General features: G+C 71.5%; 14 protein-coding genes, 1 tRNA gene and 1 pseudogene. 7 read left to right on the forward strand and 9 right to left on the reverse strand.

Annotation, left to right across the window (positions count from 1 at the left end):
* Window positions 1–100: 100 nt before the first annotated feature.
* On the reverse strand, window positions 101–568 hold the full coding sequence (locus ACWGJB_RS22860; protein WP_360495990.1) for a GatB/YqeY domain-containing protein: 468 nt from the start codon (window positions 566–568) through the stop codon (window positions 101–103).
* Between the two features lie 102 nt (window positions 569–670).
* On the opposite strand from ACWGJB_RS22860, the gene ACWGJB_RS22865 reads away from it, so the two are divergent.
* From ACWGJB_RS22865 to ACWGJB_RS22875, 3 genes are all read left to right on the forward strand, one after another.
* Window positions 671–1,597 (forward strand): metallophosphoesterase, encoded by a 927-nt coding sequence (locus tag ACWGJB_RS22865; RefSeq protein ID WP_453381976.1) that lies wholly within the window; start codon window positions 671–673, stop codon window positions 1,595–1,597.
* Between the two features lie 107 nt (window positions 1,598–1,704).
* Window positions 1,705–2,463, forward strand: a complete 759-nt coding sequence (locus tag ACWGJB_RS22870) for a Pr6Pr family membrane protein (RefSeq protein ID WP_453381977.1) — start codon at window positions 1,705–1,707, stop codon at window positions 2,461–2,463.
* Between the two features lie 74 nt (window positions 2,464–2,537).
* A tRNA-Pro gene (locus ACWGJB_RS22875) sits at window positions 2,538–2,611 on the forward strand.
* A 105-nt stretch (window positions 2,612–2,716) separates the two neighbouring features.
* Here the strand turns inward: ACWGJB_RS22875 and ACWGJB_RS22880 are convergent.
* Window positions 2,717–2,898, reverse strand: a pseudogene (locus ACWGJB_RS22880) (site-specific integrase); the annotation flags it as partial.
* A 366-nt stretch (window positions 2,899–3,264) separates the two neighbouring features.
* Here ACWGJB_RS22880 and ACWGJB_RS22885 point away from each other — a divergent pair.
* Window positions 3,265–3,459 (forward strand): hypothetical protein, encoded by a 195-nt coding sequence (locus ACWGJB_RS22885; RefSeq protein WP_453381978.1) that lies wholly within the window; start codon window positions 3,265–3,267, stop codon window positions 3,457–3,459.
* A 266-nt stretch (window positions 3,460–3,725) separates the two neighbouring features.
* Here ACWGJB_RS22885 and ACWGJB_RS22890 read toward each other — a convergent pair whose 3' ends face one another.
* The 3 genes from ACWGJB_RS22890 to ACWGJB_RS22900 all read right to left on the reverse strand — a co-directional run bounded on the left by ACWGJB_RS22890 (window position 3,726) and on the right by ACWGJB_RS22900 (window position 6,747).
* Window positions 3,726–5,198, reverse strand: coding sequence for a sialidase family protein (locus ACWGJB_RS22890; RefSeq protein WP_453381979.1), 1,473 nt, complete (start codon window positions 5,196–5,198; stop codon window positions 3,726–3,728).
* Window positions 5,199–6,082: 884 nt separating this feature from the next.
* On the reverse strand, window positions 6,083–6,289 hold the full coding sequence (locus tag ACWGJB_RS22895) for a hypothetical protein (RefSeq protein WP_079071256.1): 207 nt from the start codon (window positions 6,287–6,289) through the stop codon (window positions 6,083–6,085).
* A 182-nt stretch (window positions 6,290–6,471) separates the two neighbouring features.
* Window positions 6,472–6,747 (reverse strand): hypothetical protein, encoded by a 276-nt coding sequence (locus tag ACWGJB_RS22900; protein WP_398889759.1) that lies wholly within the window; start codon window positions 6,745–6,747, stop codon window positions 6,472–6,474.
* A gap of 918 nt (window positions 6,748–7,665) precedes the next feature.
* Between ACWGJB_RS22900 and ACWGJB_RS22905 the strand changes: the two genes are divergently transcribed.
* Complete coding sequence (locus tag ACWGJB_RS22905) at window positions 7,666–9,534, forward strand: hypothetical protein (protein WP_453381980.1); 1,869 nt, start codon at window positions 7,666–7,668, stop codon at window positions 9,532–9,534.
* A 274-nt stretch (window positions 9,535–9,808) separates the two neighbouring features.
* Entirely contained in the window at window positions 9,809–10,819 is a 1,011-nt protein-coding gene (locus ACWGJB_RS22910; protein ID WP_453381981.1) for a PucR family transcriptional regulator, read from the forward strand.
* On the opposite strand, the gene ACWGJB_RS22915 is transcribed toward ACWGJB_RS22910, so the two are convergent.
* From ACWGJB_RS22915 to ACWGJB_RS22930, 4 genes are all read right to left on the reverse strand, one after another.
* A complete protein-coding gene (locus ACWGJB_RS22915) occupies window positions 10,801–15,627 on the reverse strand; it encodes a DNA repair ATPase (RefSeq protein ID WP_453381982.1) in 4,827 nt (1,608 codons plus the stop codon). The two genes, ACWGJB_RS22910 and ACWGJB_RS22915, sit on opposite strands and share 19 nt — an antisense overlap.
* 151 nt (window positions 15,628–15,778) lie before the next feature.
* Window positions 15,779–17,806, reverse strand: coding sequence for an SPFH domain-containing protein (locus ACWGJB_RS22920; protein WP_453381983.1), 2,028 nt, complete (start codon window positions 17,804–17,806; stop codon window positions 15,779–15,781).
* 85 nt (window positions 17,807–17,891) lie between these two features.
* On the reverse strand, window positions 17,892–18,548 hold the full coding sequence (locus ACWGJB_RS22925) for a hypothetical protein (RefSeq protein WP_453381984.1): 657 nt from the start codon (window positions 18,546–18,548) through the stop codon (window positions 17,892–17,894).
* Window positions 18,549–18,886: 338 nt separating this feature from the next.
* Window positions 18,887–19,354, reverse strand: coding sequence for a hypothetical protein (locus ACWGJB_RS22930; RefSeq protein WP_453381985.1), 468 nt, complete (start codon window positions 19,352–19,354; stop codon window positions 18,887–18,889).
* Between the two features lie 227 nt (window positions 19,355–19,581).
* On the opposite strand from ACWGJB_RS22930, the gene ACWGJB_RS22935 reads away from it, so the two are divergent.
* Complete coding sequence (locus tag ACWGJB_RS22935) at window positions 19,582–22,254, forward strand: ATP/GTP-binding protein (protein ID WP_453381986.1); 2,673 nt, start codon at window positions 19,582–19,584, stop codon at window positions 22,252–22,254.
* Window positions 22,255–22,337: the final 83 nt, after the last annotated feature.

Genomic DNA, 22,337 nt, shown 5'->3' on the forward strand with positions numbered 1-22,337 from the left:
GGGCCGCACCTCTGTGAGAGAGGTGCGGCCCCGCCGTCGTACCGCCCGAAGCTTCCGGTGCCTCCCCGGTACCTTCGGTGCTTCCAGTGCGCCTCCGGTGTCAGCCCTGGAGCCGCTTCTTCACCGCGGCGGCGACGCGGCCGCCCTCGGCCAGTCCGGCCACCTTCGGGTTCACGATCTTCATCACGGCGCCCATGGCCCGCGGCCCCTCGGCGCCCGCCGCCTTCGCCTCCTCGACGGCCGCGGCGACGATCCCCGCCAGCTCCTCGTCGCTGAGCTGCTTGGGCAGGTACTCGTCGAGGAGCTCGCCCTCCGCCTTCTCCCGCTCGGCGCTCTCGGCGCGGCCGCCCTGCGCGAAGGCCTCGGCCGCCTCCCGGCGCTTCTTCGCCTCCTTGGCGATCACCTTGAGCACCTCGTCGTCGGAGAGCTCGCGCTTCTCCTTGCCCGCGACCTCCTCCTTGGTGATCGCGGCGAGCGTCAGCCGGAGCGTCGAGGAGCGGAGCTCGTCGCGTGCCTTGATCGCGGAGTTGAGGTCGTCGTGCAGCTTCGACTTGAGCGTGGTGGTCATGGTTCCGATTGTCGCAGGTGCCCCATGCGGACCGCCCGCCGTTTTACCCGCCCTGTCGGCGGCCCGTCATGAGTCCCGCCGCGCGTCTGACACGATGGTCGTATGCGCGCTCGATACGGAGTACCCCTGGGAATCGCGGCGTTCGGTGCCGCCGGTGTGTTGTACGCGGCCGGCTTCGAGGTCCGTTCGTTCCGCCTGCGCCGGGTGACGGTCCCGGTCCTCCCGCCGGGGATGCGCCCGCTGCGCGTGCTCCAGGTCTCCGACATCCACATGGTGAGCGGGCAGCGCAAGAAGCAGCGCTGGCTGCAGTCGCTGGCGGGGCTGCGCCCGGACTTCGTGATCAACACGGGCGACAACCTGTCCGACCCGGAGGGCATCCCCGAGGTCCTGGACGCGCTCGGGCCCCTGATGGACTTCCCCGGCGCGTACGTCTTCGGCTCCAACGACTACTACGGCCCCAAACCCCGCAACCCCGCCCGCTACTTGCTGGAGAAGACGAGCGGCAGGCACGGCCTCAACGGCAATCCGCCGGTGGTCGGCGCGATCCACCTCCCGTGGGAGGACCTGCGGGACGCGTTCGACGGGGCGGGCTGGCTGAACCTGACGAACACCCGCGGTGTCCTGAAGGTCGAGGGCGTCTCGGTGGAGCTGACGGGACTGGACGACCCGCACATCAAGCGGGACCGGTACGTGCAGGTGGCGGGCGGCCCGTCCGGTACGGCGGACTTCTCGATGGGCGTGGTCCACGCCCCGTACCTGCGCGTCCTGGACGCCTTCACGGCCGACGGCTACCCCCTGGTCCTGGCCGGCCACACGCACGGCGGCCAGCTCTGCGTCCCCTTCTACGGCGCTCTGGTCACCAACTGCGACCTGGACGCGGACCGCGTGAAGGGCCTCTCGCGGCACACGGCGGAGGGTCGTACGTCGTACCTCCACGTCTCGGCGGGCTGCGGCACGAACCGCTACACCCCGGTCCGCTTCGCGTGCCCACCGGAGGCGACGCTGCTGACGTTGGTGGGCCGGGAGTAGGAGGGGGTCAGGCGGAGCCCGCCTTCCCCTCCCCTCCTCCCCCTCTCGTAACCCACTCGGCGTAGAACAAAATGCCGGACACGCCCTTTTATTCATACTTTTGGGGCATGACGGCTCCCATACCCCGGGACATCCCGGACCTCCCCGCGGTCCCGGGCACGCCCGTGCTGCTGCCCGGCTACGTTCCGGCGACGGCGGTGGTGGCCCCCACCCGCCGCCCCGCGACCGCGGTGTTCCGCCTCCTGACAGCCGCACTGGCGTCGGCGGGAGTGGCCCTGGAGCTGCTGCTGGGCAGCCCGGGCCGGATCATGAGCTACTTCGGCGTCCAGGCGGCGATACTCCTGGCCCTGGTCAGCCTGGCCTCGGCCCGCCGCGCCTGGCAGGCGTCCCGCCCGCTGTCCTCATCCCTGACCGGCGCGGCGCTGCTCTACATCGTGATCTCGGGGTTGGTCTACCACCTGCTCCTGGGCCACACCACGCCCCCCTTCTCCATGACGGGCGCGACACACCCGCCGGTGGCCTGGCACGGCCAGTGGCTGGCCCTGCAGCTCCTCTATACGGCGGCACCCGTGGCCGCCCTCGTGGACTGGCTGATCCTCACGCCGCCCGGCCGCCTCCACCTCCGCCAGACGGCGGCCTGGATGCTCTACCCCCTGGCCTACCTGGCGTTCTTCCTGACCCGAGCGGAGCTGTCGCTGCCCGGCACACCGGGCCGCTACCTCTACCCCTTCCTGGACGCCGAGGAACACGGCTACCGCGGCGCGCTCGCCAACGCCCTCCTCCTGGGCCTCGCCTTCTACGCCCTGGCGGTCCTCCTGGTGGCCCTGGACCACACCCGCCCGAACCCGGTCGGCCGCCGCCCATAAACCGGATTTCGTCTCCGGCCACCGGTGGGCTAAAGTAAACGACGTCGCCGCGACAAGCAGGACAGCAGCGACATCGGGGTGTAGCGCAGCTTGGCAGCGCGCTTCGTTCGGGACGAAGAGGTCGTGGGTTCAAATCCCGCCACCCCGACGCTGGTCAGAGACCACCTAGTAAATTTACTAGGTGGTCTCTTTCATGCCCCGGGGGGCCAAACAGGGGGCCAAAGGGTTCGGGTCGGGCTCCGAGTGCGTCCGCCTCTCCGTCGCCATCGGCGAAGATCTCGTCCGTCGCTTCGGCCCCCTCAGTGATCACCGGGGCGGAGCTGCTTCCGTGGTCGCCTGGCTACTGTGACCGACCAGCAGCGTGATCCGCTCCAACGGGATCCCATGATCGGAGAGCAGGGACCCGAAGCTGTGCCGGAGCTCCCGCGGTGTCCACCCCCGGATCAGAGTTGAGGAACGACAGACGCCAGCTGTAGCGGGACCGCCTGGATCCAAATCGACCAGGCGCCTGCCACTGTCGCGATTACGACACCCGCACCGGCGAGCCAAGGGCGCGTTTTCGCAGGTCAACACGGCTCTTAGCGTGGGGCCGGTTGAACGTTGCCCCCTCCGGGACAACGAAGAGACCGCCCATCCGGCCAGGGTGGTCTCTTCGTTCCAGGGCCTGTCCGACGGGTCGCGTCACCGATCCCGCACCCGGCAGCACGGTCACCCGAATGGAGCAACATGACGTGCCACCCACATGGGTGAAGATCAAGCTGACTAGTGCCCCAACCGAGGCAATCCGTGAAAGGGAACCAAATGCGCATTCGACGAATCCTCGCCGCCGTCATCGCCACGGCAGCCCTCGCCGGACTCGGCCTCACAGGCGCCGCCACCGCACAGGGTGCCCCGTCCTACGTCACCCCCTCTCAGTGCAAGCAGGGCGGCGGAACGCCCGATCTGACGGACAACCTCTGCAAGGGCGGTATGCACAACGGGGAGCAGATCGACTGAACCCCACAAGGCGCCCCGCAGCCACGCGCCGCGGGGCGCTCCCGCGCGAGCGCAGCCGGGAGAGTCGCAGGGACTGTGCCGGCCCATCGGGCACGCCAGGTCCGAGTCGGCCCGGAAGCACACGGCGGGCGGGAGCTCCCGAACGCCGTCGCGCGCGAGCGCAGCGAGCCGCCAAGGTGTGCGCGGCCGTAGGCCGCACCTTCTCCGGCGGAGATCGCGGCGCGGCTCTGAATCGCCGAGGGGCCGGCCGACGGCGTCCGCGTCGGTCAGCGGGTGCGGAGACTGCTGGTGTACACGTCCGTACGGTTCTGTGGTGCGCCGGAGTGGGTCTCGGTGAGCACCGCCCGTACTCCCTTGCCGTCTGCCACCAGGCCTTGGTAGTCGCCGAGGAAGTAGCCCCCGGCGAACGGCGCCTGCAGCCAGTCGAAGACCCGCGAGATCCGTCGTTCGGTCCGGAGCTTCGGGTTTCCGTGCTGCAGCGTGGCCAGTTGGTAGGCGGTGGGCAGGGTGGTGGTGTTGCCGGGCTCGAGGAAGCGCAGGTCGTAGTAAGTGAGCGCGACCGTGCCCTGCTCGGCGACCGCGATCGACGGTGAGAAGGCCGGAACGCCCTTGGGGCTGATCAACTCCGGGGTCCCCCAGGTGCGTCCGCCGTCGGTGGACCGCACGAGCTGGACGGAGTCGAACTTTCCACCGGAGAAGTCCGAGCCCTCGTAGGCCATGTACAGCGTGCCTGTCTTGGGGTCGACGGCCGGGCTCGGCAGGGTGGCCGCGGCACGTAGCAGTTTGGTGGGGTCGTTCGGGTCGACCTCCGGTACGGACGTGTCCCGGGCCACGGTGACCGGGGCGCTCCAGGTCTCTCCGGCGTCGGTCGAGGTGACCACCTCGTAGCGGGCTTCGACGACGGTGCTCAGATCGTCGGAGTAGGTGATCCGGTCGAAGAAGTCGTACAGGGTGCCGGTGCACCGGTCGGCGACGATCAGATGGCCGATGGTCTGGGTGTTGGGCACGGTGCTGGTGTCGACGAACGGCCGGGCCTTGCTCCAGGTGCGGCCGCCGTCGCGGGTGAGGGAGAGGTAGCCGGGACCGTCGAGGGAGCTGGGGCCGGGTGGGTCGTTGTCGAGGCGGTTCCAGACCTGGTAGGCGGTGCCCTTGCGGATCGGGTCGGCGGTGAGTGACGGCTTGTCGTTGAAAAACGGCTGCTCGTCGACGTGCGTGATGGTGAGGTTCTGCCAACTGCGGCCGCCGTCGCGGGACGTGACTGCCAGGAGGGCGCTGCGCGTGCTCTTCGTGAAGTCGACGCCCTCCCCGCCGGCGTAGACCGTGCCGTCCGGTCCGGTGCTCACCCAGGGGTCGGAGGCCCGTTCGAAGTCCGCGCCACCGGGGGCGCACAGGCTGAACGGCAGCGTGCTCCGGTGGAAGGTGTGGCCGTCCGTGGTCCAGCCGGCCGCCAGGCCACGGGCGCCGCCGTCGTTCCAGCGGTCCTGCTGGAACACGGTGACCACGCGCTTGGGGTCGCGCGGGTCGACGGACAGGTACGGCTCGACCTCGGTGGCCGGGTAGACGATGCTGTCGGGGGACCTCGCTCCGATGGTGCACTTCGCGTACGGGTCGCCGTGGGACACCTTGACCAGTGGTGTGCCGTCGGCGTTCCGGTCTGCTGCGGCGGGAGTCGCGCCGGTGACCGTGACGAGCAGGAGCGCGGCGGTGGTGACGGCGGGCAGGGGCAGGAAGACGCGCATGCGGGATTTCATTTCCTCCGGGCCTGTCGGCCGGGGTACGGGACCGCAGTCATCGGGGCGGCCTGGGGCACGGAGGCGTACCGGAACGCGAGGGTGGGGCGACTCCGCCTGGTCCTTTTCGGCGTTGCAGCCGGTGCCCTTGATGGGCCGAACGACGGAGTCGTCCCCGGGGTCGTCGAGGAGCACGGCGGAGCCGACCGGCGGGTGCACCGTGCCGGTCGGCACCTTGGTCGCGCTGTTATGGCGCCGTCTCGTACGTTCCCGGAGAGGACCGTGGGCCGCGTGCCGGTCGGCGATGCCGACGGGGTCGGCCTTGACTCAGACGGGTTGGAGCGGGATGACCTGCTGGACCTCTTCCACGGTGGCGATGAGTCAGGGCATCGGCAAAGGGCCACCTCAATGCGGACAGCGGCGCGATCATCGCCCGCGCCGGCAGGAAGACTCCCTCACCGTCGGCACATCCAGGCTCGAGGCGGACGCCGTCGGCCTCGCGGACGTCGGCGCCAACCGGCGGGACTGCTCGTTCTTCTGCGCCTGTTCGAGACCTGCCGAGTGTCAACAACGCTCGTGATCAATACAGCTGGGAAATCCGAATCAATACAGCCAGGAAATGCGAACGACGTCGTCGGTCACTGTATGACGACATGGCCGAGGCCGTTCAGGACGACGGCGAGCGCGATGTTCAGGACAGCGCGGACCGTCTCCAAGCGGTGACGGCCTTGGCTTCGAGACGGCCGGCGTTCGGTCGGCGTCCACCATCGCGAGTGCCACGGTGTCGAGACGGGCGCGGTCGATCCACCCGACGATGGACCGGGTGCCGTCACTCCATACCCACCGCGCCGGGTGCACCGGCCGGACTGGCTGCCCAGCCGTGCGCCGACCGGTCAGGTGATCGCCTGCGAGGTCCCGTCAGGCAGCGCGCAGGATTCGCCGGCGTAGGGGCGTGAAACGATCTGTCCGCCGGCGGCCGTGCAGTCGTCTCTGGAGATGTTCGGAGACGAGGCGGCCCCGGCGCTGACAGCGCCGACGGCGCTCACGCCGGCAAGGGTTGCCGCGGCCAGGGCGAGGCCCAGGATTCTTCGCATGCGCATGACTTCCTCCTCCTCTCAGGCGCCTTCGTTCGGCCTTCGGGAAGGACAAGTCTCAAGACGACGGCGCCCTCTTACTCAGCATGGGCGCTCCGCATGAGGCCCGCGAGGCGAGGCTGGGCGCCGCGCCCGGGCGGTGACTGCCCGGCCCCGGTTGCCGGCGGGCGGCTGCCGTGCGCGGTCCTCTAACGCGGTTCGTGGGCCGCCGCCCGGCAGGCACCGGTCGCGGCGCCGCCCGCCACTCCGGCCCCGGTCAGCCCGGTCACACAACTCTGCAGGTCTCCGACCACGCCACGGCCGCAGGCCGCTGTGACGGAGTCGGAGGCGGTGGCACCGGCCAGTTCGGCCATCCGTGTGCAGGCGGGGATGTCCGCCCGGACCGCGGGAGCGGCGAGGACCGCACCACCGAGGGTGAGGGTCAGGCCGGTGAGGGCACCGGCGATACGGGTCGACGTGCGCATGGGACGCACCTGCCTTCCGGGTTGGTCGCGCGGGCCTGGTCCCGGCGGGCCGGATCCACGCGGTAAGGCCGCCTGGCGACGCTCGGTGAGTGATGCCCCGCCCGGCGGGCTCAGGGACTGACCGCACGATGCTGCGTCGCATCCATTGAGCCGCATCGGGACATGGTCGCCAGGCCGAAGGAGAGGGCCCCGGACCGGATGAGACGCACTCGGACCTCCACTCGCGGGCCCCTCACTCCAGCGTCGCATCCTCTCCCCCGCCCGTCCTGGGCATCCGGGGGGCGACCGCGCTGAGTAACTGCGATTGCGCGAAGCGCGGTAGTCGGCCCGTCCGGCCGACCAGGCGGGTTGGACGGCCCGGCGTCCCAAGATCCGGACCATTTCCGGACCAGCCCCGCCCAAGGAGCCGCACCGACCGCCGTTTTCGCTGGTCAGCGTGGGCCGTTGAGGAGCGAGAGCACGAGATGGGCGTACAGCCGTGATGGGCGCGCGGCGGTGAGCACGGCTTTCGCCTGCTCCAAATTCAGCGCCTTGCTCGGCCGCGGCAGGGGCGGGGGGTGTCCAGTCGACGGCTCTGACCCGTAATCGGTGGTTGCGCTGCGTAGCGATTGCTGGAGGAGGATGCGTGCGGAGCAGGGGCAACCCGGCTCGGCCGCGCATCTGTCTCATGATCTTGAGCGGTCGTCATCGGGTCGCCCTGACATCGGCGGGCCGCTCTGGGCGGGATCTCAACAACTGTGCAGGCAGGGGCAGGTGAGGTCCTCGGCCGGTTCCGCAAACCCCTTGCTCCCGTGTCAGGGGCAGGCACTAGAGTTCGATGCGTTGCGTGATGTTCACAGCAACCGTACAAAGAGCGCGGCCGGCCTCCGGAGATCCGGGGCAGCGAGGCCGCGCCATTCCCGTGGGGGGAATCCAGCAGTGAGAACACGCTCTTTGGTGTCGGCGGCCGTGTCCGCCGCACTGGGCGCCGCACTCCTCGCCGCGCCCGCGCTGGCGTACGCGGCCGACGGCGGCACACCCGGGCAGGGCCCGGCGGCCACCGCGACCACGAACCCGACGGCCGATGCGACGCCGGCGGACACGCCTACCAGCGCCCCGTCCGACCCGCCTTCGGACACCCCGACCCCGTCCGACCCGCCCATCGGCGAACCGTCGGACACCCCGACCCGCGCCGATCCGACCCCGTCCGACCCGCCCTCCGGCGACCCGACGCCCGACCCGAGCAGCAGCGCGCCTGCCGACGGCACCGGCGCCCCGGTGTTCGGCAACGTCGGCTCCGACCCTTCCGACGCCGGCTTCCTGACGGTCGCCGTCTCCTCCGACTCGGCGATCACCGAGGTGTCCGCCGACCTGACCGAGCGGCACGGCGCGGACCCGGCGACCGTCGCAGTCACCGGCTTCACGCTCGTCTCCGGCACGCCGCAGGACGGCGTCTGGCGCTCGCCTCGCATGTCGCAACTGCCTTCGTACGGCAGCTACGACGTGACGGTCAGCGCCCAGGACAGCGACGGCGACAGCACCTCGGCAGCGGACGCCACCACCGTGGACGTCGAGCCGAACCCGGTCTTCGCCGACCGCAGCATCAGCCCCGCCGTGCTGGACGTGGAGCACACGCACGTCACGCTCAGCGGCCGCATCTCGCTCTTCGACCCGATCACCGGCGACACCTCGCCGCTGGCCGGCAAGACGCTGAGCGTTGTGGCCGAGTACTCCTACAGCGCCGTCACCGCCGCCGACGGCAGCTACGCGATCGACGTGACACCGAAGTTGAACGGCCTGAACGCCACGTCCGTGCCGGTCTCCCTCTCCTTCTGGATCGCCAACCCCGACGGCACGAACACCTATGTGCTCGTCGACAGCAAGACCCTGCCGGTCGTGGTCAGCCCGAGCCGGATTCGGCTGGACCACTCCAGCGTGCGGATCAAGTACGGCGCCAAGGCGTCCTCATCCGGCGTCGTGGAGTACCTGTACGACGGCACCTGGCGCCCGGCCAAGGGCGTCGCGCTCGAGATGGGCTACTACGCCACGGCGACCAGCGGTGCCGGCGGACGCTTCACGCTCACCTACCCGTACCTGCTGTCCGACGACGGCACGTTCACGGTGGAGACCAGCCTCGACAGCTACCTGGCCGACCCGTATCTGACCGCCTCGCACGCGCAGTTCAAGGTCGACGTCATCAACCGGACGAACATCTGCTTCTGCTCGAGCTGGATTGACGAGTACTCCGACCTGCACATCCAGGGCAGCATGACCGCCAGCAACGGCAAGGTGCCGCCGAACCGGAAGCTGTACCTCCAGCAGTCGGCCGACGGCAAGACCGGGTGGAAGTCGCTCGGCTGGTTCACCGCGAAGTCCAACGGCACCTTCAACCTCGACGGGTACGTGTCGGTGCCGAAGGGCTACTGGCGGCTGTACTCGGCGGGGTCGTCGGACTACCAGCCCGGCTACTCCAACTCCGTGCACTTCAACCGCACCGCCACCAGGATCACCGGCTTCAACGCCGGTCCCGAGCCGGTGCGCAAGGGCCACACCGTGACCACCACCGGCACCTTGCAGCGGCTGAGCGGCACGAAGTGGGTGGCGTTCGGCAAGCAGCGCGTCTACATCCTCTTCCAGGCCAAGGGCAAGAAGTCCTGGACACAGTTGGGCTCCGTCAAGGCCGACTCGCACGGCCGCTTCACCGCCCGCTTCACCGCGAAGCAGGACGGCACATGGGTCGGGGTCTACCTGGCGTCCGGCTCCTACGTGGACGCCGAGAGCTACCACGACTACGTGGACGTGCGCTGAGCAGCCTTTTCTGACGACCACCGCGAAGGGCGCCCCGGGAACCTCCGGGGCGCCCTTCGCTACATGAGCCAGGACGCCGTCGAGAGGGCGAAGGAGCCCATCGGCCGAGCGGTGGACGGCCGTCTCCACACGCGGTGACGCGGCCTCAGGTGTCGGGTGTCTGCGGTGCGGCGTACGCTGGCACGTCGCTGTCGCAGTGCGGGGGAGGAAGCGCGAGTTGGCTACCGACAGAGCGGTCTCGGGCGTGTCCGTTTCATCCGAGGACAGTTCGTGGGTGCGGATACTGGAGGACGTGGCCAGAAGCGGACGGCGGCTGCGGCGGGCGGAGTTGGAGTCTCTGCGCGAGTACGGCGACCGGGCTGCCGAGGAGGGGCGGGGGCTCTCCGAGCTGGTCGACGAGCGGTTGGCCGCGACCGGCAGGGTCTGGGAGGGGCAGCCGGTGGACGCGGCGTCGATGGCGGCGCTGCGGGCGGCGATGGCCGCGCTCGCCGCGGGGCACGGCCGGGCCTACCGGGAACGGCTGCGGCAGGAGGAGGCCGGGCGGCGGGAGTTCGTGGCAGACCTGCTGAGCAGCCGCAGCGACCTCGGGCGGCTGGCCGAACACGCCGAGCGTTTCGGGCTCAATCTGGCGTGCGCACATGTCGTCGCGGTCGCCGAGGGCGACGGCTACGACCTGGAGGATCCCCAGGTGCGGGCGCTGGAGCGGCAGTTGCTCGGCCGCTTCGGCGAGCAGGAGGTCCTGCTGGCGGTGAAGCACGGGCGGCTGGTGTGCATCGTGCCCTCCGGCCCGGGTGAGACCGCGGCGGTCAAGGCGTTCGCGGAGCTGACGCAGGGACGGCGGGTCGTGGTGGGCCGTCCGCACAGTGGGCCCGGCGGTGTCGTGCACTCCTACGAGGAGGCGCGGAACGCGTTGGAGCAGGCGGCCCAGCTGGGGCTGGACGGAAAGTTGCTGAACGCGGCCGATCTGCTGGTCCTGCCGGTGCTGCTGCGGGACCGGGAGGCCCTGGAGGAGCTGGTGCGTGGGGTGTTGGGCCCGTTGCGGAAGGCGCGTGGCGGGGCCCAGCTGCTGCTGGAGACCCTGACCGCCTACGCGGAGTCGCGCTACGTCGCGGCGGAGGCGGCCCGGCGGCTCGGGCTGAGTGTGCGTGCCCTGGCGTACCGCATCGCGCACATCGTCCGGCTCACGGGCCTGGATCCGGACGACGCGCTGCAGCGGTACACCCTGGAGACGGCGGTGTTCGGTGCGCGGCTGCTGGGGTGGCCTGATCAGTCGGCGGACGGGTAGGCGAGGGACGGGCGGGCGGGGGACGCGTAGGCGGCGCACAGTGCGTGCCAGCGGGTCGTTTGTTCGGGGGTGGACCGGCCGCGGAGTCGGGCGAGTCTGAGCAGGTTGGCCTCGGCGGCGCTGCCGAGGCTCCGTGCCTCGGCGAGGTAGTGGTCGTCGAGCAGGGCCTCGACCTCGGTGTCGCTCTGGACGGGGTCGATCCGGGCGGCGAGCTGGGCCATGGTGCGATAGGAGCCCTGGAGCAGGAACGGCGGTTCGAGGCGGTCGGTGTCCTCCTGGGCTGCGGAGGCGATGTAGGCGCTGTTGACGGCCAGGACGGTCTGCTGGACGCGGCGCAGCCGGGTGAGAGTCGCCAGCACCCGGTCCAGGTCGTGCACCGGGTGGGCGAGCTGGTCGGCCTGTGCGCCCGGGTCGCCGTCGGCGAGGGCGGCCAGCAGGGCGAGGTCGGCCGGATCGGTTCCGGCGAGGGGGGCCAGCACCGGGTTGGCGGCGAGGGCGTTCTCCAGGAAGGAGAGGGCGAACAGGTCCTGGTGGCCGGTGAGGACCTCGCCGAGGTTCCAGACGTCGGCGCGGTTGGCGAGCATGTCGGGGATCTGGAAGCGCCGCCCGTTCGCGGTGTAGGGGTTTCCGGCGAGGCAGACGGCGAAACGGCGCCCGCGCAGGTCGAAGCTGCGGGCTACGCCGTCGCTGACGGCCTCGACGCGGCGCTGCGCGTCGCACAGCGGGATGAACTTCTGGAGCAGTTCGGCGGAGACGTGCTGGATGTCGTCCACGTGCAGCAGGACGTTGCTGCCCGCCTCCAGGGCGAACACGATCTTCTCGACCTCGCGGCGGGCGGCCGCGTCGGGGGCGCGGTCCGGGTCGAGTGACGTGGTGCCGGCCCCGAGGGCGGGGCCGTCGACGCGGACCATGAGCAGGCCGAGGCGGTCGGCGACGTATTCCAGCAGGGTGGTCTTGCCGTAGCCGGGCGGGGACAGGAGCAGCAGCAGGCCGCTGCGGTCGGCGGGGCCGGTGGTGTCGAGGGTGCCGAGCTGCTTGGCCAGGTTGTCGCCGACGAGCGGGAGGTAGACCTGGTCGATGAGCTGGTTGCGGACGAAGCCGGCGAGCGGGCGGGGGCAGTGGTCGTCCAGGCGCAGCCGGGCCCGCTCGGCGACCAGGACGTCCGCGCGCTGTCGCTGGAAGGCCCGGAAGGCCGGGGCCCGCTCCTCCCGGAACACCCGTGCCCGGTGCGGCAGTTCATCGATGCGGACGGTCAGCCGGCCCTCGCGGAGGCGGGGGTGGGTGCCGAGGAGGCCGTCGACGGTCTCGCCGACGGGCGCGGTGACCTCGTAACGCGGCAGGTCGGGTGCGCACAGGTGCGCCACGGCCTCCGGCACGCCCTCGCCGTCGGCTCCGTCCACATGGACGGCCGCGTACGAGCCCAGCCAGGCGCCGGCGAGCTGGTGCCGCGCGGGCAGGTCGGCGCCGAGCGCGCCCAGGTCCGAGGTGAGGACGGGGGCGGCGGCGGTGTGCCGGAAGCCGTCCAGGAGGGTGCGCGCGGCGACGCCGGTGGCGAATCCCTCGTGCGGGTCGGCGAGTTCCTCCTGGAGGTAGTCGCCCGCCCGTGGCGCCGACGGCAGTCCGACTGTGGCGGTGAACTCGGCTACGGCGTCGGTGAGTTCGGCCGCCAGCTCGGCGGAGGCAGTCGCCGAAGCGGACGGGGCAGTCGTCGGCGCGGCGCCGTCGGGTCCGAAGTGGACGCGGGCCAGCGCCAGGGAGCGGGCGCGGCGCTGCCAGGCGGCCCGCTGGGCGTCGGTCGCGCCGTGGGCCCAGAACAGCTGGGCGGTGGCGCGCACCTCGGCGGGGTGCTGCAACAGACCGGCACCGGCTCGCAGCCGCAGCAGCGCGCCCAGGATGACCGCGGCATCGTGGTCGTGGACGCCGCGCTCGTACCCCTCGTCGTAGCCCCGCTCGGCCGCGCGGCGGACCTGGTCGAGCAGCGGTTCACCGGTGGCCGTGGCCAGCAGCGAGGCGGCCAGGTACTCGGCGCGGTAGAGCGTCGGTGACTCGCTCACCAGGGGCTGCGTCCAGAACTCGCGGCCGGTCAGGAGCTCGGGGAGGTCGGCGGACCGGCGGTAGCCGGTTCCGGTGACGACGAAGGCCAGGCCGTCGCCGTCCGGCTGGAGGGTGAGTTCCACCGGTTCGCGGCGGACGGCGAAGCGGTGGCGGCCCAGCCGGACGGTGGCGCCGCCGTCCTCGGACAGGTCGGCCCGGTCGCGCAGCTCGCGCAGGGCGGTGCGGACGGCACCGAGCAGGCCGTCCTCCAGTTCCTGGGCGCGTACCCGGTCGTCGAGGTCGCGCAGTTCGCCGGCGGCGGCGCGGATGCGCAGCGCCATCGGGTCGGTGGCCTGTGCGGCGTGGATGTCGGCCGCCGAGCCGAGCCCGGCGAGCCTGCGGCTCAGCGCCTGAAGGGCCCGGCGGGCGGAGGCGGCGGCCCGGTCGGCGCGGGCGGCGGCCTCGTCCAGCAGGGTCTGGCGGCGGGCGGCGAACGCCTGCCGGATCTCCTCCCGGCGCAGCGCCAGGTCGGCGGCGAGGTCCTCGGCCTCGGCGAAGCGGGCCTCCAGCGCGTCCACCCGCAGCAGCAGGCGGGCGAGCTGGTCGTCGCAGGCGGCCGGGCTGTCGGCGGCGGCCAGGGCGGCGGTCGTCGCCTGGGCGAGCAGCGCCGACTCCGCGGCATGCGCGGAGCGGTGCTCGGCGTCGAGCAGGGCACGGCGGTGGGTCGTCAGTACGGCTCGGGCGCGGTTGACCGCCGCCAGGACCTCGCCGATGGCCAGCAGTACGGCCGTTCCCGCGCTCGGGTCGGCATCGGCCGCGCCGGTGACCAGGTCGGTGACGGTGGCCAGCGCGTCCGCCTGCTCGGTGAGGCGGTCGGCGAGCCGCGCGGCCTCGGCGGCGGTGGCGATCGAGGCGGCTTCCTCGGCGGCGAGCCGCGCGGCGGCGAGGGGGGCGGCGAAGGCGTCGGGACCGGCGAAGAAGGCGAAGGCGCGTTCGGTCGCCGCCGCGAGCTCGGCGGCCAGGTCCGCCTCGACCCGGTCCAGTGCGGCCAGGTCGAGCTGGGGCAGCTCGCGCAGCGTGCGGGTACGGCCCTGGGCCCGGCGCAGTTCGGCGAGGAGTACGGTCCAGGCGTCCGCGTCGGCGGGCGGTTCGCCGTGGGAGCGGCGGACCAGCGCGGCGGCCTCCGCAGCCGCCTGGTCCAGCGCCTGCGCGGCGCGCGCTGCGAGTTGCCGGATCCTGGCTTGCTCCGCTACCAACTGCTCGGCAGCGGAACGCAGTTCGGTGAGTGGTTCGAGCAGGCCGGTATCGGCCAGCCAGTAGTGGCGGTCCGTCGCCTTGGCGCAGGCGTCGAGGATCAGCTCCGGGGAGGCCGTCGTCCGGTTCTCCTGTGCGGCGGCGGTCGCGCCGCGGACCACGTCGAGGCAGTCGGCGATGCCCGCGACCAGGTCGGCGTTGCCGATCCGCGCCAGCGGGCCGTCCCCGACCGGCTGCGCGGCGGCGTAATCGGCGGACTGGAAAGGGGTCTGCCACAGCTGGAGTTCGTGCGTGCGCACGGGCTCGTGGTCCGCTCTGAGCAGGACGAGGGTGCCGTCCGGCAGCAGGGTGTACGCCGCGCCGTGCAGGGCGCTCGCGGCCTCGCGGCGGACGGTGTTCCACGGCAGCAGCAGGACCTGGGCACGGGCCGGCCGGCTCAGGACGTAGAGCAGGTCCTCGCCGTTGGGTGAGGGGAGCACCGCGTCGAAACGCAGCTCGTCCGCGGCGGACCCGTCGGCCGCGGAACCGGCACCCGCACCCGCACCCGCACCGCCCGTACCGGACGCGCCGCCCGCGCCGGCCGCCCCGCTGCCGATACGGAAGGCCCGATGGCTCCCGTCCGCCAGTTCGTAGCCGCCGGGGAAGATCAGGCCCTGTTCGGCGGGCAGCAGCCTGGCACCGCGGCCCAGCGAGTCCTGTCGACGCACCGAGCCGGTACGGGTGTTGGCGACCAGGTAGCGGTCCGCCGGTTCGTTGTAGGGGCGGATCCGCAGGAGCAGCAGGGGTCCGGTCGCCGCGTAGGCGACCGTGGCGTCGGCCAGACTCTGCAGCGGCTCGTCGACCGCTTCCCGGAACAGCAGCCGGTCGCCGGGATGTGCCCGGACCGTGAGGCTGCCGCCGGTGGTGGCGACCGAGACCGCGCCCTCGCCGCCTTCGATCAGGATCCTTCCGTCCGCGTGGTACTCGCGTCCGGCCGTCGTCCACGGCAGCTCGGAGACGGGCGGCTGCGGCAGGTCGCGTTCACCGTGGTTGCCCAGGTACTCGACCCCGGCCGCCCCCAACTGCCAGCTCAGGACCCGCAGATCGCCCTCGTTCTCGCCGGTGCGGAACACCGCGAGCAGCCGCCCCGACGCCGTACGCCTCAGGTCGGTGAGGCGCGCGTCCCGGTAGTACCGCAGCAGCTCGGCCAGGTCGCGGTGGAACCGCTCGTCGTCGAGCAGACCGGGGACCTTCTCGTGCCCCAGGGCCGAACCGTCCAGGGTGTGCAGCGACAGCAGGCCCGCGTCGAGGTCGGGCGCCGAGGTCCCCAGCAGGAGGACGTCGGGCCGTACGGCGACCACGCCGCATGCGGTGCCCTCGCCGTCGGTGCGCGGCCGGGCCGAACCCGCCAGCTCCAGCGGGCGGGAGCCGAACGCCTCCTGCCGCCGGGAGTTCAGCGAGGCGGCCCGTCGGCCGAGTTCCGCGGCGCGGTCGGCGAGCCGTGCCCGCAGGATCTGGTAGGTGCCGTCCTCGACGCCCATGGTTGCTTTCCGTTCCTCCTGGCCGCGTTGCGCCATCGGTCGTCTGCGGCGCCGTTGTGGCTGGTCGCGCCCGCGCGGCGGTAGCCGCACATCAACACAGCCCCGCGCCCCTTCGGGGGCGCCTTCGTTCGAGGGCGCCCCCGTCGTCGCGCTATTTGGCTGAACCGTTGGCGAGTTGTACGGGGTCGACCGACGCGGTGCCGTCGGCCGTCTGGCCGCCGAGCAGCTTCATCAGCAGGGCCAAATTCCACGGGCCGCCGGCCGCCAGCGAGCGCAGCACCTCCGTCGCGTCGCCGCTGAAGCTCTTCTCGCCGTTCAGCCAGTCCGCCCCGAGGGCCTGCACCGTCTCCGAGCCCTGCACCGCGCCGTCGATGGCCTTGCCGAAGGACACCGCGCCGACCAGCCGCTCGAGGAACACGCTGTCGCCGCCGACGATGTCGATGTCCGCGCTCTCCAGTCCGGCGGCCAGCACCGCCGCCTGGGCCTCGGCCACCTTGCTCTGGACCTCCAGCGCGGCCATCCGGACCTCCTTGTCCGCGGCAAGGCGCAGCCGGAACTCCTCGTGGGTCCGGGACACCTCGTCCAGCGCGGCCATCGCCGCCGCCTTCTCCTTGAGACCGGCGGCCTCGCCAAGCAGCCGCTCCCGGATGCCCGCCGCCTCCGCGTTCGCCTTGCTCTCCGCGACGGCGGCCTCGGCGAGTCCGACCTTCTCGACGGCTTCCGCCTTCTCCTTCAGGCCGGCGGCCTCGCCCTCCAGCCGGGCCCGCACGCCGGCCGCCTCGGCCATGGCCTGCCGCTCCGCCACCTCGGCCTGGGCGAGGCCGGCCGCCCCGGCCAGGGCGCGCTCGCCCTCCGCCCGGCGCACGTTGGCGGCGGCCTCCAGCTCCGCGCGCTTCTGCCCGGCCTCGGCCAGCACCAGCTGCTCCTTGGCCCGCAGGTGCGCGGCCTGCTCGGCGGCCTCGGCCGCCTTGATGTCCTTGACCAGCTGCTCCTGCGCCTCCGCCTCGGCGGCGATGATCACGGTCTGCCGGGTGCGCTCGGCCTCCTGGACCACCCGGACCCTCTTGATCTCCTCTTCCTGCTCCGCGACCGTGCGGTCCACCGCGATCCGCTCGCGCACCACATCGGCCACGCCCCGGCGCTCCACCTCGACCTGCCGTTCCTTCTCCGCCCTGGCGAGCTCCACCTCCCGCTCCCGGTTGACGACCTCCATCAACCGGTCCTTCTCGATGCGCTCGCTCTCCACCGCGAGGACCCGCTCCCGGTTCTTCTCGGCGACCGCGATCTCCCGCACCTGGTTCTCCCGCTGGACACCGAGCAGTTCCTCGGTCCGCAGCAGCGCGCTGTGCGCCTTGAGCCGCTCCTCCTCCTGGACCTGCGCGGTGGCCGCCTCCTCCTGCGCGCGCAGGGTCTCGATCCCCTTGCGCTGCCTGATCTCCGCCTCCGCGCGCCGCCGTTCCAGCTCAAGGACGGCCTCGCGCGCGTCCACGTTCTGGCGCGTGATCTCCATCTCCTCGTTGCGCTGGAAGTCGTTGGTGCGGATGTGCTCCAGCGCCGTCAGTTCGGTGATCTTCCGGATGCCCTGGGCGTCCAGGATGTTGGAGGCGTCGAGCTGCTCCAGCGGGGTCTGTTCGAGGTGGTCGATCGCGGCGTCCTCCAGGTGGTAGCCGTTCAGATCGGTGCCGATGGCCGCGACGATGCGGTCCCTGAACTCCTCGCGCTTGGTGTAGAGGTCGGCGAAGTCGAGCTGCTTGCCCACCGTCCGCAGCGCCTCGGCGAACTTCGCGCTGAACAGGTTCTGCAGGGTCTCCTGATGGCTGGCCCGCTCGGTCCCGATCGCCTGGGCCACCTTGACGACGTCCTCGACCGTCTTGTTGACCCGGACGAAGAACGTGATCTGGATGTCGGCGCGGATGTTGTCCTTGCAGATCATGCCCTCCCGCCCGGTGCGGATGATCTCGATGGTCTTCACCGAGATGTCCATGACCTCGGCCCGGTGCAGCATCGGCAGCACCAGGGCTCCGGTGAAGGTGACGTCGACGCTCTTGGGCCGGGAGACGATCAGCGCCTCGCCCTGGACGACCTTGCGGAACAGCCGGCCGAAGAGCAGCAGCGTGCCCAGGCCGATGAGCAGCAGGACGGCGACCAACACGCCGATTCCGATGGTGACGACAGACATGGCTGTTCCCTTGGACGACCTTGCCGTGGATGGATGAGTGAGCGATGAGCGTGCTGAACGCCCGAACGAACGGGGGGATGCCACGTCAGCCGGTGGCCGGCACCGCGGGCATGACCCAGAAGTACTCGCCCGCGTCGTCGTAGTCGTAGATGAGTGCCGACGTCCCGGCACGGAGTACGCCGCCCGGCCCTGCCGCGTCGTCGAGGCTCTGCCGGACCTGTACGACCGCGGAGGAGCCGTCGGCCGCACGGACCTCGGCCTGTCCGAAGTCGGGGCCGACCCGTCCGGTGCGGATCACGCACCCGAGACCGACGAAGTCCCGGCGCGACGGCGGCGGGGCGGGGGCCGGCATCAGCCGCCGCAGCGGCCACGCGAGCACCCGCGCTCCCACCCACCCGCCGACCAGGGCGACCGGCAGCAGGACTCCCCCGTGGCCGCTGCCGACCACGACCCGGCCACTGAGCGCGCCGAACCAGGCGAAGGCGACCACCAGCGACACCGCCACGGTGATCGGCACCCCGCCCAGGCCCAGCACCTTCTGCAGCCCCCCGTGACCGTGGCGCCCCGCACCGTGCCCGTGCCCGTGGCCGTGCACATGGCCGTGGCCGTGATGTCCTCCGCGCGCCCCATGGAAGTGGGCGCCCCCCAGGAGCACCAGCAGCCAGTAGACCGCCACCACGACGAGCGCGAAGGTGAAGACCACGGTCGGATACGCCGTGACCGCCCCCAGAAAGTCCCCCACTGCACTCGCCCGCCTCTGCAGATCCCCCGACGGCCACGCTTCGTGTGCCGCACGCGCAAGAGTGACACCGCGGTAACGACCGCGCAGTGCATGATCCCGGAAGTCTCGGCGGCCCTTTCACGTCCCGGTTCAGCTCACACTCCAGACGCCGGCGAGGTCCGTAGACCAGTGGATCCGACCACCCCGGGCATTCGATCTTCTACGTCGCTCCGCCGCGCTTGTTCGTCGCTCCGCCGCGCTTCAACGTCGCTCCGCCGCGACTACGCGTCGGCAGCGACGCCTGCCAGGTCGGCCACTTCGAGTTCTTCGACAGGGAGCGGTAGTCGAAGGGCCGCGGATCACGACGCTCCCGGCCGGGGCTCCTCGCCGTCGTAGGCCGCCAGCGCAGCCTGGCGGCACTCCAGCAGGTTGCCGAGGATCTCGGGGGTCACGTGCTCCTGGGTCAACGCCACCGTTGCACTGGCCTCGACCGAGGCCCATGCGTGCCGGGCGCGCTTGTTGGCGCGGCGCCTGGTGTCGCTGCGCAGGAAGCCCGCTCCCGCCGCGAACCCGGCGGAGGTCAGAGCGGCGAGGGCGGCGGGAACGCGCGCGTCCGCGGAGGCCAGTCCTGCCGTTCCCGCCATGCCGGCGAGCAGGGCCGCGGGGAAACCGAGCGCGATGTCCATCTTGGTCCAGAACTCCGCCCGGCGGTGGGCGAGTGTCCTCTGGCGCGTCGCCTCGTCTCTCAGTCGGTCGATCTCGGCACGCAGGCGGTGCTCGGTCTCGTCCGGACTCAGGTGGGTGGTTCCGTCAGCGGGAGTGGCCATAAGGGCATTCCAACACGCCTGTGCCGGAAGGTACTTGGTGAGTCCGAACAGCCTTCGGGGGCGGCGGACGTGAGCTTCCCACGAATCGTGCACCGCCACGCTTTGCAGCCGATCCTGCCGATGATCTTCACCGTCGCTCGGCTGCCCGCAGACCCGTCTGAATGCGGGCTGTCAGCATGGCCTCAAGGCAGCATAGATTTTGCTCCAGTTGATCATCAGGGGGAGCAGTGGCAGGGCGGGATCTTCGAACTCTGTTCAGCTCCAACGACCGGAGCATCGCCGCCAGTGAGGCGTTCACGAACCGGCAGGCACAGTGGCAAGCGGTGACAGCCTGCCTCGCCGAGCATGTGCGGCATGTGATCCGCGCGGACTTCGATGCGGAGGATCTGGAGGCTCCCCGCCGTAACGTCCTCGTGTTCCACGGCGTTGGCGGGATCGGCAAGTCCACGCTCTCCCGCAAGATCGAGGCGTCGCTCACCCGCAGCGAGCATCGTCCCGTGCAGTGGGAGTCGCCGTCCCACCCCGAGGAGCGGACACTGCCGGTCCGTATCGACCTCGCACGCGCCGCGGGCATGGACTTCGAACGCGTCATCCTCACCGTCCGCCTTGCCGTCGCCGCGCTCGGTCGGCCAATGCCCGCCTTCGACCTCGCTCTGCGCCGCTACTGGGAGCACAACCACCCGGGCGAACCGATCGAGGACTACCTGCGCCGGGGCGGGCTGCTGAGCCGCTTCAGCGCCGCAGCCGCTCTACCGCAGCAGATGCAGTCGGCCCTGAGCGACGTCGCCCAGGCCCTGCTCCTGCCCGGCACCGTCGGGAGCGCGCTGGGCCACGGGGCCGGAGCGCTCATCAAGGCGTTACGCGAACGGCGCCAGTCCGTACGCGCCCTCGCCGGCTGCTCCCGCCTGGCCGATCTCCTGGAGGCCGAGCCCGACCTGGAAGCCCTCAGCTTCTACCCGCACCTTCTCGCCTGGGACCTGGCCCAACTCCCGGCCGACAAGCGTGCACTGCCCGTGATCCTGCTGGACACCTTCGAGGACACCGGAGACCGCACCCACCGTGACGTCGAGCGGCTGCTCCAGCGCCTCGTGTGGCTGATGCCCAACGCGTTCTTCGTCGTCACCGGACGCAACCGCCTTCAGTGGGCGGAGACGAGCCTGGAAGGGCAACTCGACTGGACCGGGCCGAACGCCTGGCCCGGCCTCGTCTCCGACACGGCCCATGCCGGCGCAGGTGCATCCGGCCACCAGATCCTGATCGGCGACTTCTCCTCCGAAGACTGCGAGGACTACCTGGCCCGCAGGCTGAGCCGCAACGGACAGCCACTCATCGACGAACCGGTCCGCCGGATCATCACCGAACGCTCCCACGGGCTGCCTCTGTACCTCGACCTGTCGGTCATGCGCTACCTGGAACTCCGGCGCGGCGGCAGACAACCGCAGGTCACCGACTTCGACCACAATTTCCCGGCTCTGATCGCCCGTACTCTCAGCGACCTGACCGCCGAGGAGCGCCACGTACTGCGCTCGGTCAGCCTGCTCAGCGCATTCTCCGTGCCCCTGGCGACCCAGGTCGCCGGCATGGACCACGACGCCCCCGCCCTACGGCTGATCGAACGCCCCTTCATCCGTGAGTCGCCCTCCCGCGTATGGCCCTTCCATGTCCACGACCTGATCCGCGCCGCCATCCGCAGTGCGGACGACGGCAGTGACGACCGCTGGTCTGACCAGGACTGGCAGCGCGCGGCCCAGCGCGCCTTCCACGCCCTGGAATCCCAGTGGCGCCAGGACCCCCGTCGCGACCGCAATGCACTGGTCCGCTGCCTTCAGCAAGGTCTCCTGATCGCCCGGGGCTTCCGTCTCGGTCTCGGCTGGCTCTCCGATGCCGCATTCCATTACGTAGGAGATTCCATCTGGGAACCGCTCGCGCTCCCCGCTGCGGGTGACCCTTCGTCGGGCGGTCTGCAGACTGCCGCGGATGCCCTGGTGGAAACGCTCAGCGCCGTCACTCGGCGCCAGCACGAGCACCGCGAGCGCACGGCCAGCCGACTCTCGGCCGTCCTGGCGTCGGAGCTGCTCCCCGACGACCTCGTTGAACTGGCCACGTACTACCTGGCGAAGGCCCAGCGAGACCTCGGCCTGACCGACGATTCACGCCGAGGCATGCAGCGTGTCGCCTCCGCTGACGGGCGGCTCGCTTCCGCCGCTCAACGGGGCCTGGCACACCTGAGCCGACTGTCCGGAGACTTCCCCGCGGCAGTGGAAGCCGCCGGGCGGCTGGGCTGGGAGGGACGGCACCATCGGGTCCTGGGAGACGTGTGGTGGGTACAGGGAGACATGGAGCGGGCGACCGCCGCCTACCTGGCAGCCAGGAGCGAAGCCGAAGAACACGGTGCGGTCGGCGAGACCGCCATGGCCCAGGCGCATCTCGCCTTCGCTGTCTCCATCGCCGACCCGCTCCGCGGCGATGACGAACTCGACCTGGCAGACCGGCTGCTGTCGCACCTCAGTCTGCGCTCCAGCGAGATGACCGCTCGCATCGCCGCGCTCGTACGCGACGCCGGGTTCGCCGCAGACGTGCCCGACCGAGCAGCCGTACTGCTCGCCGAAATCGGCGCCTCCGGCATTTCCTATGCCGCAGCCAAACTGCAGTTGGCCCTGTGCTTCCACCACGCCGCCCTCGACTCCCAGGACGACCTCGCCACCGCGATCACCCGCCTGCGCGAACTCACGCTCAGCGGCGACTACGCCTACTACGTCGACATCGCGCACTTCATGGGCGGACTTCCCCTTCCCGAGCACCCCGCGCGAGCACGGTGGATCGACGGAGAACGACAGACCCGCGAACGATGGCACCGCCTGGTCGAGACACGCCGCAGCCACCTCGGTACAGCTCGCTAGGCCGCACCGGGCGGAGTCGGGTGCGGCCCAGCGAGCTGCCCCAGGCTTACGCGGAGGGTGTCCGGGAGGCCGGTCCGGAGCAC

This window comes from Streptomyces sp. NPDC054813 (assembly GCF_053611365.1).

Bases quoted from the DNA above. Each gene is read 5' to 3' on its own strand.
- ACWGJB_RS22915 (WP_453381982.1), bottom strand. From the start codon at position 15,627: ATGGGCGTCGAGGACGGCACCTACCAGATCCTGCGGGCACGGCTCGCC.
- ACWGJB_RS22870 (WP_453381977.1), top strand. From the start codon at position 1,705: ATGACGGCTCCCATACCCCGGGACATCCCGGACCTCCCCGCGGTCCCG.
- ACWGJB_RS22865 (WP_453381976.1), top strand. From the start codon at position 671: ATGCGCGCTCGATACGGAGTACCCCTGGGAATCGCGGCGTTCGGTGCC.
- ACWGJB_RS22900 (WP_398889759.1), bottom strand. From the start codon at position 6,747: ATGCGCACGTCGACCCGTATCGCCGGTGCCCTCACCGGCCTGACCCTC.
- ACWGJB_RS22930 (WP_453381985.1), bottom strand. From the start codon at position 19,354: ATGGCCACTCCCGCTGACGGAACCACCCACCTGAGTCCGGACGAGACC.
- ACWGJB_RS22890 (WP_453381979.1), bottom strand. From the start codon at position 5,198: ATGCGCGTCTTCCTGCCCCTGCCCGCCGTCACCACCGCCGCGCTCCTG.
- ACWGJB_RS22860 (WP_360495990.1), bottom strand. From the start codon at position 568: ATGACCACCACGCTCAAGTCGAAGCTGCACGACGACCTCAACTCCGCG.
- ACWGJB_RS22885 (WP_453381978.1), top strand. From the start codon at position 3,265: ATGCGCATTCGACGAATCCTCGCCGCCGTCATCGCCACGGCAGCCCTC.
- ACWGJB_RS22920 (WP_453381983.1), bottom strand. From the start codon at position 17,806: ATGTCTGTCGTCACCATCGGAATCGGCGTGTTGGTCGCCGTCCTGCTG.
- ACWGJB_RS22895 (WP_079071256.1), bottom strand. From the start codon at position 6,289: ATGCGCATGCGAAGAATCCTGGGCCTCGCCCTGGCCGCGGCAACCCTT.